Origin of the sequence: Lentisphaera araneosa HTCC2155 (genome assembly GCF_000170755.1) — a bacterium.
GTDB lineage: Bacteria > Verrucomicrobiota > Lentisphaeria > Lentisphaerales > Lentisphaeraceae > Lentisphaera > Lentisphaera araneosa.
Map to the genome: position 1 here is coordinate 39091 of NZ_ABCK01000035.1, position 11260 is coordinate 50350.

8 protein-coding genes are annotated in these 11260 nt (G+C 40.4%); 4 read left to right on the forward strand and 4 right to left on the reverse strand.

Annotation, left to right across the window (positions count from 1 at the left end; all coding sequences use genetic code 11):
- Positions 1–78: 78 nt before the first annotated feature.
- Positions 79–885, reverse strand: coding sequence for a DUF1189 family protein (locus LNTAR_RS22350; RefSeq protein ID WP_007281046.1), 807 nt, complete (start codon positions 883–885; stop codon positions 79–81).
- Positions 885–2561, reverse strand: coding sequence for a hypothetical protein (locus tag LNTAR_RS22355; protein ID WP_007281047.1), 1677 nt, complete (start codon positions 2559–2561; stop codon positions 885–887). Before LNTAR_RS22355 ends, LNTAR_RS22350 begins: the two co-directional genes overlap by 1 nt.
- 173 nt (positions 2562–2734) lie before the next feature.
- Between LNTAR_RS22355 and LNTAR_RS22360 the strand changes: the two genes are divergently transcribed.
- The gene (locus LNTAR_RS22360; protein WP_007281048.1) at positions 2735–3259 is read left to right on the forward strand and encodes an ankyrin repeat domain-containing protein; all 525 of its coding nucleotides are present in this window, start codon (positions 2735–2737) and stop codon (positions 3257–3259) included.
- Between the two features lie 37 nt (positions 3260–3296).
- Here the strand turns inward: LNTAR_RS22360 and LNTAR_RS22365 are convergent, their stop codons facing one another.
- Together LNTAR_RS22365 and glgB are read right to left on the reverse strand one after the other, a co-directional pair.
- A complete protein-coding gene (locus LNTAR_RS22365; RefSeq protein ID WP_007281049.1) occupies positions 3297–5801 on the reverse strand; it encodes a translocation/assembly module TamB domain-containing protein in 2505 nt (834 codons plus the stop codon).
- Positions 5801–7978: a 1,4-alpha-glucan branching protein GlgB gene (gene glgB / locus LNTAR_RS22370; RefSeq protein WP_007281050.1), complete on the reverse strand. Its 2178-nt coding sequence runs from the start codon at positions 7976–7978 to the stop codon at positions 5801–5803. Before glgB ends, LNTAR_RS22365 begins: the two co-directional genes overlap by 1 nt.
- A 208-nt stretch (positions 7979–8186) precedes the next feature.
- Here glgB and guaB point away from each other — a divergent pair, with 208 nt between their 5' ends.
- The 3 genes from guaB to LNTAR_RS22385 form a co-directional block, all read left to right on the forward strand.
- On the forward strand, positions 8187–9689 hold the full coding sequence (guaB, locus tag LNTAR_RS22375; RefSeq protein WP_007281051.1) for an IMP dehydrogenase: 1503 nt from the start codon (positions 8187–8189) through the stop codon (positions 9687–9689).
- A 1-nt stretch (position 9690) separates the two neighbouring features.
- Positions 9691–10641 (forward strand): flotillin-like FloA family protein, encoded by a 951-nt coding sequence (locus LNTAR_RS22380; protein ID WP_007281052.1) that lies wholly within the window; start codon positions 9691–9693, stop codon positions 10639–10641.
- Between the two features lie 89 nt (positions 10642–10730).
- A partial coding sequence (locus LNTAR_RS22385) for a hypothetical protein (RefSeq protein WP_007281053.1) occupies positions 10731–11260 on the forward strand: 530 nt, incomplete at its 3' end.

Sequence of the window (11260 nt, forward strand, 5' to 3'; positions counted from 1 at the left end):
ATTCTCCTAATGTAAAGTGATTTTTTGAATTAAGCTTAAAGCCTTTAATATGCAAGTAGATGTCATCTTTGCAGAGACTTATTTTACGGCTTTAGCATTTTGAAATTCAATGAGTGCGGGTATGGATCGATAAAAGAAAATAAAGTGCAGTGCGGTGGGGATTAGTGTGGAGAAAAAGGAGGTGTTTTCATAGAAAAGGAAAACTGCGAGACTCAAAGAAAAGGGAAGTGAAGCCAATACACTGATTTTGAAAAAGTTCATAAAGGGAGCTCTAACCATTCTGCGATGAAGAAAATAGAAGAGTCCAGCTAAGAAAGCGCATTGGATGATATTTGTGAAAAACATAGAACGCATGGTAGCAAAGAGCTGATGGATTTGGACACTTCTAATGAAGTCAGAGTCACTCTTTAGGAACTCTTTCAAGGGGATTTGTTCACGAGCTTCTTTCTTGTGGAAGAAGCTTTGTGTCGATTCCAAATGAGTGAAAGTTTCGAGTGGGAGTATTTGGGTGAAATCAGTGTGAAGAATGGCGAGCTTGTCTTCGGTTATTTGTATAGGAACCTTAGAGTTAAGATCGATTTCTTTATCAAGCTTGATGATGGTTTTATTATCGTTATCAAGAGACTTTATTTCTAGGTCTTGCTCGATTGTGACCTTGTCATTTTCTATGTACAATTCAGGTACTTGGTCGAGAATAGGGCTGACTTGTGTTGAGTAAAATTGCGTAAAATTAGCCTTTGCAGTCCACCATGGAAGGATGGCTGAATAGGCAGAGAGCAATAGTAAATAGAGCAAGCCGTTACGCCACTTTATGAGGGCGTTTAGTTGTTGCTCTCTTTGATAAAAGTTAGTATAAAACTTAAAGAAGGCAGCAATTTTCTGCATTAGAGCGAGTTAGGGTCCATTAAGATTCTAAGGCTCGACATAAAGGCGTCTTCGATTGAGCTTTCAAATTTTGCAGGGATGAGCGCATCTACTTGTACGTCAACCGCCGCTGGATAAAGAATAATAGGATTGAAGTATGCTGAGCTTTTATCTTTGTTGACTGCAGCAATTGTGATCAGCTCCCCGTCAGAATTTATAGAGATGAGAGGAGTAATGTTTTCATTTTCTCTAACTGTGTATCCCAATGGGAGCATTTTATTGAATTGTGCAGGTGACCTTAACATATCAATAGAGCCATCTTCCTCAGAAGCATTTAAGATTTTATGAATGTGAATTTCATCATCGCCATCAAGGCTGATGTTCAGATCATTTGTGGCATTTTGTAGGTTGCGTGAGATTTCACCTAGAAAGTTAACGCTATGAGATGAGACCCACATAATCCGTCCACCTTGGTTTTGATATTCTCTAATGCGTTTATTAAGTTCGCTTTGCAAGTACCATCCAGATCGAGCAGAAAATTTAATGCAAGGGATGATGATAACAGGCATCGACTTAGCTGTAGGGAAGTCACTGCGTAAAATAGAATCTAAATTCAAGACGGTGTATTCAATCTTCCTTTTGGCTAGAGAAGAACTGATTTGAGAAGATAAAACAAGTGCTTGCTTACCAAGAAGGGAGCCCTGCTTAGTAGATAGTGGTTCAACGAGTAAACCCACGCTGCCTTCTTTGCTCTGCGTTTTAATAGCCTCTTTAAGGAAAAGGCTTGTTTCAAGAGGGATTGCTTGATCGATTTTACTCGAGCTTACTGTAATGCTTTTACTATCGGGGGCTTTATACTTTATCTTAAGTTTGGCAAATTCTACGGCAGTTCTTAGTATGGATGCAGTTGTTTGAATACTACCTACAGATGATTTTAAAACGGCCAGGTTGCCATTGTAGGTTGTTTTGTCTTTGGTAAGGGCGGCGCGTTGTAGATTGAGTGCGAGTTTATTAGCATGCATTTGTGAATTCTTCAAAATTGAAGCGGGACGTTGTAATAGGAAGTTAGTTATGTACTCACTGTTCGTTGTGATGACTTGAGGTTTAATATTACTGATCAGTTTTTCATATATGTCTTGGCTATAATCAGTTTTGAAAGCATCATTGAAAGAGGGGGTCGCAGCTCCTCGCATAGAAATAGCTTGACCTTCTGAGTTTTTGAGGTCGGGGGCTAAGGCAGGTATGTATTCTGATAAATAGTTAATTTCTGCGAGGTTACTTAGGTTGCTGTAGTTCGCGATGTTGTTATTTAAACAAGCTGTCCAAAAGCCAATTTGCATGGAGTCATCTGAGGCGATGGCGTTTGTGAGCATTTCGAAAATGATCGGGAGTGAGTTGGGTTCAAGTAAGCGTGTCGTGTTATAGATCATCATTTCTTTTAGGCGAGTGATGTCTTTGTTGTCAAGCGGGCTTAGTGGTATGGCGCTAATGCCGAGGGCCTGTTTGTTTGTGATTGTTGGTACAAATGAATTAATGCTGTTGTTGAGGCTGGAGCTCGGTAAGACTTCTTCAAATTCAGGATAGATTTCGATAGTTTTTCTTAGTAGTGCTTGATAGTCTTCTGTAGATCTTGCAAACAAGGGTGTATAAACGGCCAGGAATAGCAAGAAAAACTTATTATAGGAGATGACTTTCATGTTTCGCCTCAGTGTATTTTAAATTCAATAACAAATAGGATACTTCTAAAATTCTACTGAGCAAGCAGAAAAAGTACCCGTAAGTTTATCATGTTGAAAATTTCTTAAATTATGTTATAATTCTTGACTTTTTATATATTTAGAGACCTAATTACCAGATTTTGGATGGATGAATGATTGATTTTTTTAGACTCGTTAAAGATGAGAAACTTGCAGATATTTATAGGGCTTTGCAAGACCCTAATTTTGAAGTAAACCAAAAAGATTTACATGGTAAAGTGGCTTTGCACTACGCTTTGAATCTACAGATTATTAGGATTTTAGTGGCGAGTGGTGCGAATGTTAATGTTCGCGATAAAAAAGGTTTAACTCCTTTAGATTACGCTCCAAATGATAAAGTTGAGCAGACTTTGCTCGAATTTGAAGCCGTACATGGTGAGCCTATTATTCTTAAAGAAGATGTTGACTTTCAAAGACGTCAAAAAATCAAAGATGAAGAGAAGAAAGCTGAGCTTGAAGAGAAGAAGAGGCTAGAAGCTGAGAAAGAAGCTGCACACAAAGCTGAGATCTTGAAAAGACGTGAAGCTCGAAAAGCTGAAACAGCTAAAAGGAACGCAGAGAAGAAAGCCCAAGCAAAAGCTGAACGTGAGTTAAAAGCAAAGCGCCAGGCGATGTTAAAGAAAAAGAGCGAAAGCTAAAATACTTATAAAAGTGAGTTTAATAACTCACTTTTTTTTATCTCTCATCATCTGATTTAAAGATATTGAAGAACCGAGATGGGGTTCCGTTGATTGATTTTTTAAAGTTATCCATACTGTTTATCGTCCATTCATAGCCATTTTTGTCTCCTCGGACTTCGGCTTTTACTAATACGGAAAGTGGGCTGAATAGTCCCTTTAAGATATCAACATTTAGCGGTTTTGGTAGTGTGAGTATGCCTTTGAGGTAGTGTGTGTTTATATTAAAAAGATACATTGTTTGTCTCCAGTCAAACCAGCCTTCTCCGGAGAGGGCTATGAGTTTTCCGTCACTGAAGAAGTTTTCAATGTTGACCTGTTGATCGAAAAATTTAAGTTGAGCAGACATTTCTTTTACTTTGGCGGCAGAAACAAAAGGGAGGATTGATTCTAGGCGATTGAAGAAGGTAGAAAGGAAGGGGATCTCTAAGAATAAGCCATCGTAAATATGAACAAAACCCTCGCCGAGAATGCTTTGGATTTCACCATTTTTACTTTTTAGTGCAATGTCTGCACCGAAGTTGACTCGTCCCGCTGCTGTGGTTAGTGAGTCTTTTTGCAATTCTGATATGAGTCCGGCAAGGTCGATGTTAGTTGCATTTATTTTTAAGGCTTGTTGATTGAGTTCAAGGTTATCTTGGTAAACGAAGTGCATGTTGCCTGAATAGAAATCAGCTTTTCTTGATGCGATCATGATTTTTTTATCGCGCATATTAAAAGTGATTTTTGGAGATTCGATTTTAAGGTTATTAAAGGTGAATTCAGGAAGTTCAATGTAGGCTTCGCTTCTTGCGTTTAGAGCCTCGTCTAGGTTGAGGTGTCCGGTTAAACGTGCGTAGCTATTGTTGGGTAAGCCGAGTGAGTCGAGGAGGCCTTTCCATTCACCATTGGCAATTCTTAGGGTTTGAGGGATTGATATGGTTGAATAGAATTGATAATCGATTGTGCAGTCATTTGTTACATTTTTAAATCCCAGGTGGCCTCGTGCATGAGTATCGGTCGTATCAACTTGGATGTTGTGTACGAGTATTTGTTCGGGGAACTGCATGTAAACTTTTGCAGATAGTTTTTGTGTGTTAACGCCATTAATGGAGGCGCCGTCTGCTTTGAATTCTCCGTCAAAAGTCATGAGGTCTTCGTTTCTGATGGGGTCATAGCGATAGTCGAAATACCCAGACCAGGTAGGAATGGCCGTGCGGCCCCAAGAAAATCTTTCCCAAACATTTAAATAGTTTCTACGTCCGCTGTCACTGAATATAAAATGGCTTATATGGCGCGGGTCGCCGGAGGCGTCTGCATAGAGTGATACTTTGCTGTTTAAGAAATTATAACGTACTTGGACTTTACCGTTGATTTGAGGCCCCGCTAGTTTAAGGGTCTCTGACTGGAAGTTGAGGTTTTTAAATTTTATGGGGCCTTCCACGAGGTCGACGTATAAACCTTGGACTTGGAAGTTGGATGCTTTTATGGTTCCCTGAGCTTCCCATTGTTTATAGTCGTCTATATTTGGGTTGTTGATATAGAGGTTGAAGCTGGGTGGAGTTTCGTTGAACTTAACAAAATCTACATGCTTGATGAGTTTAGGTGCAAAGATCTTCAGGTACTTAAAAGGGAAGACTTGGCCCTTTAGTTGTGCGGAGAGTTTTTTGCTTTTAAGTTCGTATTCTATGTGGCCTGAGAGGGTCTCGTTATTGTCGGCGTTGATCTCAAACTGGGGGATAGTGAGTGCGTCTTTTTTTAATTGTAAACGGATCTTTGTACTTTTGACTAGTGAGCCTAAGTAAAGAAATTCCGGAAGGGAGAGGTCTATTTGAGCGGTACTCTTTTCGGGTTGTAATACATCGACAAAAAAATTGATTTTGACCGACGTTTTTTCGGTGATGTTAAGGAGTTGAGCTACATCATTTACGTTGATGATAGCCTCTTTGATGTGGTCTGGAATGAGCTTGTTTAATTCGGTTGCTGATAGGAGTTTGGTGGAAGCTTCGTCTTTCTTTTCAGTTTGCACCCAATTGGTGAGTTCGCCTTGTATTTGAAGATTTAGGTTTTGAGTGTTGCACTCAAAGTAGTTGATTTTAAGAGTTTTATGATCGAGTAGCTTGGCGTTGAGGTTGACTTGGTTGACGAGTAGGTACTCTTCTTCGTTGCCATGTTTAAGTTTTAAGTTGAAATTTGCGTTTCTTACTTGCAATGACTCTGGTGTAAATAAGCCTTGAGACAGGTCCGCTAGATTAAATGAGACTTGTATCTTTTCTGCTTGATAAATGGCTTTTTCTTGGGAGTCGTCTTTTACAGAAATGTTGTTGATTTTGATTCCGCTAATGGGCCCCACATGAACTTCGTCTATAGAGAAGTTCAGGTGGGGTGAGTCAAGTTCTTGCCTTAGACCTAGGATTAAATTTTTAGGTAAACCTTTGATTTCTAAGATCAGAATAAGAATACAAAGAGTCATTCCTGCTAAAGAAAAGACTCCCCTAAAAATATGCCAGGTTTTTAAAAGCATTAATCACTCATTTTTAGATAAAGGACTGAGAGTGGAGGTAAGTTAGCTGTTATGCTATGACTTTTGTTGTGTGCTACTTGTGGAGAGGATTGATAAACTTCGGTAGGCGAGTAATTACTTCCGCCGAACTCAGTGTCGTCTGAGTTAAGTAATACTTTATATCGACCTGCGGAGGGTACTCCTATGGTGTAGTTGTCTCGTGGAACCGGTGTTAAATTCATAATGCATAAGACTTGTTCATTGTTTGAATTTTTTCTCATGAACGATAGGACGCTTTGTTCGCTATCTTGTGCATCGATCCATTCAAAACCATCGTGACTAAAATCTATTTCCCATAAGCAGTTTTCGTGCTTGTAAATCTCGTTGAGTTTTTTGCTGAATTTTTGAATGCCTAGGTGATTGCCGTTGTTTAGGGTTGCCCAGTCAAGGTTCTTAGATTCGCTCCATTCATGCCATTGAGCGATTTCGCAACCCATGAAAAATATTTTCTTGCCTGGGTGAGCATACATGTAGGCGTAGAGACACCTGAGGTTCGCAAATTTCTGCCAAGTGTCGCCAGGCATTTTTTGGATTAACGAGCCTTTACCATGCACGACTTCGTCATGGCTTAGGGGTAGTACAAAGTTTTCGTTAAAAGCATAAACCAGAGAAAAAGTGAGTTGGTTTTGGTGGTATTTTCTGTGGATGGGTTCTGTTGAAAAATAAGTTAAGGTGTCGTGCATCCAGCCCATATTCCATTTCATTGTGAATCCTAGGCCACCATCGTAAATAGGGCGAGACACTTTTGGAAAAGCGGTGGATTCTTCAGCAATGACCATCGATCCAGGACAATGTTCGTGGGCTAGTGTATTAAGCTGTTTTAGGAATTCAATGGCTTCGTAGTTTTCTCTGCCGCCATCTTTGTTTGGACGCCATTCGCCTTCGTTACGTGAGTAATCTCGATAAAGCATGGAGGCTACAGCATCAACTCTTAAGCCATCGATGTGGAATTCCTTGAGCCAGTAAAGTGCGGATGAAATTAAGAAGTTAGCGACTTCATTTCTTCCAAAGTTGAAGATGAAGGTGTTCCAGTCAGGGTGATATCCTTCGTCGGGATTGTCATGCTCGTAAAGTGAGCTGCCGTCGAATTGACCCAGGGCGTGTCGGTCAGTTGGGAAGTGAGCTGGTACCCAGTCAATTAATACGCCAATGTTGAGTTTGTGTAAGTGGTTGACGAAATAGGCAAAGTCGGCCGGGGTTCCAAAACGAGAGCTCGGAGCGAAATACCCAGTGGCTTGATAGCCCCATGAAGGGTCATATGGAAATTCGGTTATAGGTAAAAGTTCAATATGAGTGTAACCCATTTCGGAGATGTATTTGCCGAGGGTGTGGGCTATGTCGCGATAGTTAGCAAACTCGCCGTCTTTTTTAAGTTCAGGGTGGTTCCATGATCCGATATGAATTTCGTAAATGCTGAGAGGTGCGTTCATGGGATCAGTTTTTTCTCTTTGTGCGAGCCATTGGTCATCGGACCAGCTTATTTGGCTGTTATCCCAAACAACACTTGCAGTTCCTGGTCTCAGTTCACAAAATTTTCCAAGGGGGTCTTGTTTTTCCAGTATCTCGTTGCTTTGAGTTTTTATTGCAAATTTATAGTATTCGCCTTGAGCCATCTCAGGCATGAAAATCTCCCAGATTCCGTTGCTGCCGATGAGTTTTCTCATGGGGTTTATAGCACGGTTCCAGCCGTTGAAGTTACCGATTAAAGAGACACCTCTAGCGTCAGGGGCCCAAACTTTGAAGCTGATGCCAGGGATTGAGTTAGATGTTGTTGCTTGGCTTCCCAGTACTTTGTAGAGCTCTAAGTGAGTGCCCTCGTGCATTAAATGGACATCTAAGTCTCCAAGTGTTGGGAGGAAGGCGTAGGGGTCGTATTTTGATGATTGATTATCGACAGAATAATGGACGTTAACTTTATATGGTTTTTTAGGAGCTGATTTGATTGTAGTGGTAAAAAAACCATCGTCATGTCGAGTAGCTTTATGAGTCTTGCCTGCGATAGAAATGCTAAGTTTTTCTGCAAATGGCTCGTAGTTTCTGATAATCCATTTCTCATCGAGTTTGTGAAGTCCGAGATAGTTGTGGGGGGATTCGTGGTGTAGCTCACAGATAGCGCGTTGTTGCTCAATGGAAATCATGTAGTCCTCAAAATTGTTTTGCTCCTAATTGTGTATGAGTGAAGTATAGGGTTAGATTGATAGTATTCAAATATATAAAACCTTAAGAACGTGTCAGTAAAATACGTTTTTTTTAAACTGAGATATTAAGGACTTGTATCATTTGAATGCTCATGTATTTTTGGCAGACCTATAGTAGATAATTTTTTAAATTGAAGGTCCAAAAATAATGATAGTAAATGAAAAAGTTGACGAGCTCATGCAATCGACAAAATTGCAGGGTTTGACTTTCGATGATGTGACATTGGTCACACAGTATGCAGATTTTCTTCCAGAAGAAACCAGTATTAAATCAAAATTCAGTAGAAATATTGGTTTAAATATCCCCTTCGTGAGTGCTGCTATGGATACCGTTACTGGCCCGTCGATGGCAATTGCAATAGCGCGGCTTGGTGGCATCGGTGTCATACATAAAAATATGGATATTGCTCTTCACGCGGAAGCTGTAAAAAAAGTTAAATTGCACTCTAATGGTTTGATTCAAGACCCCGTGAGTTTTCAGGAGTCGCAAACAGTTGAAGAGCTCTTAAATTATAAAGATGAGAAGCGCCTTCCTTTTTCGGGTTTTCCAATTGTCGATGCTAACGGTCGAGTCGCGGGCATCTTAACTGCTAAGGACTTGAAGTTTTGTAACGATAGTCGTTTGAAGCTTAAAGATGTAATGACGAGTTCGATTCTGACTGCTAATGAAGGGACTACTTTAGAAGACGCGTACAAAATCATGATTGATAAAAAGATAGGTAAATTACCGCTTTTGTGTGAGAATGGTTCTTTGGCAGGTCTTTATAGTTTTCATGATGTGAATGCCTTAATTACGGGTACATCTAAACTTGAAAACTTGGATTCAAAGTACCAGCTGCGTTGTGCCGCCGCAATTAGCCCATATGATTTTGGTAGAGCAGAAGCTCTGATTAACGCGGGTGTGGATGCTATTGTTATTGATACAGCTCACGGGCACTCAAAAGGTGTGATTGAGACAGTTAAAGAACTGAAGGCTGGTATGGGTAGTTCGGTTGATGTTATTGCGGGTAATGTAGGGACAGCTGTTGGTGCAAAAGCTCTTGCCGATGCAGGTGCCGATGCGGTGAAAGTAGGTATTGGTCCGGGTTCTATATGTACAACTCGTGTTGTTTGTGGTGTTGGTGTTCCTCAGATCACAGCAGTTTATGAAGCTTCAAGAGCAGTTCCTTCAGATGTGCCGATCATTGCAGATGGTGGTATTAAGCAGTCTGGAGATGTCCCAAAGGCGATTACTTCAGGTGCAAGTAGCGTGATGATGGGTGGTTTGCTCGCAGCGACTGAAGAAAGTCCTGGTGAAAAGATTATGATGCAAGGTCGTCGCTTCGTTGTTTACAGAGGTATGGGTAGCTTGGAAGCCATGAAAAGTGGAAAAGGTAGTCGTGAACGTTACTCACAAGGTGATGTGGAGGATTCCAGCCAGCTAATTCCTCAAGGTGTTGAGGGACGTGTGCCTTATAGAGGTACTGCAGGAAGTGTATTGCATCAATTTGCTGGAAGTTTGAAATTTTCTTTAGGATACTGTGGAGCTAAAACAGTTCCTGAATTGCAACAAAAAGGTATTTTATACCGCGTGACCCCGTCAGGTTTGCGAGAAGCGCATCCACATGATATCCAAATGGTAAAAGACGCACCTAATTACCGCACTGTGTAATATGTATATAATTTTAACATTAGGAATTTTAGTATTACTTTTACTAGTTTTTTTAGTGTTAATTAACGTAGGTGCCTACGTTAAGGTGAAATCGAACGGTATTGACTTAAGTTTTGTCAATATCGTTTTTTCGCGTTTGCGTGGGTTGAACCCAGATAAATTGGTTGATGCATATATCACTCTATTACGCGCTGGGGTCAGTATAGAATATACTAGAATCGAAAGTCACGCCTTGTGTGGAGGTGATGTTTTGTCAGTGGTGGATGCTTCAGTATCTGCTTTGAAATCTTCTATAGATATGGATTTCGAGCAATTATGTAAGCTTGACTTAGCAGGTAGAGATGTGGTTTCTGCAGTGGATAGTTATGTTCACCCCGTTGTGATTAATTGCCCAAGTAATAAACAGCCCGGTTATATTGTGACGGTAGCAAAAGATGGAATACGTTTAGGTATAAGTGTGAAGTTAACTGTGCGATCGGACTTAAAAAGCTTGATCGGAGGGGCTGGGGTTTTAACAGTTGAAGCTAGGGTTCAGGAGAAAGTGTTGGGGGCAGTTGGTGCAGCAGAGTCACATAAGGATGTTTTGAATAATCCTTCCATATTGGTTGAGCATTTACAGAAAGAATCTAACGCTTTAGAGGGGACGTACTTCACCTTGGTTTCAGTAGATGTCTCAGGGATAAAAGTTTTGGATAATCTCAAGGCTAAGTTGGATTCAATTCAGTCTGAAGCCGATAAAAAAGTTGCTGAGTCACGAGCCGAGGCGCAAAAAGCTGATGCGAAAGCAAGACAGCAAGAGATGAAGGCTAAGTTGCAAGAAATGAATGCGAATGTGGTTTCTGCGAGAGTGGTTTTGCCGGATGCTATAAAAAGCGGAATTGACGACGGGGTGCTGGGAACACGAGAATCTAAGGTAAAAAACGTATCTCAATGGCGTTCGCAGGCGCTTTAAGTACTTGACTCCTTGTTAACACAAACTAGCTTTTTTACTGATGTGTTATTATTTTTTTGAAAAATTAAAGGATTCAATAAGGAAAATCTATGAAAAAAATCGCTTCGTTTTTAGTGTTGGCGTTAATCTTTGGAGCCTCCTCCAGTGTGGTTGCGCAAAGTGGTCCTTCTGTAATTAAAATTTTGAAAGTTGACGTGAATAATAAGTTGGCACCGCCAATTACAGTCAATAATATTGTCAAGAGTTCGTCGCCCAGTTCAGGTGAATGGACGGCTATTACTGTGCGATTTAAAGTTGAGGGAGTCTCAAAAAAACCTAACGCTTTAGATGATGGCACTTGGTTAGATAAAGTTAGTATTTCATGGAAAGGCTTGTTTAAGGCGAGAGATGGCAAGTATAAGAAAACTCAAAAAGCTGTTAAGTACGAAAGTTTAACAAACGGTGAGTATTATGCGACAATTCTTGTAGATCCATCCTCGGTTAATCGCTATTTGGGTGGCGTAAAAGGCGCTAAAGATTTGAGTGTTTATGCGGTATTTAAAGTTGATGGTAAAACTCAATTAGATACTAAAATTTATGTACAAAACGGGAAAAGACAGAAAGCTTTAGCTACTGGGTT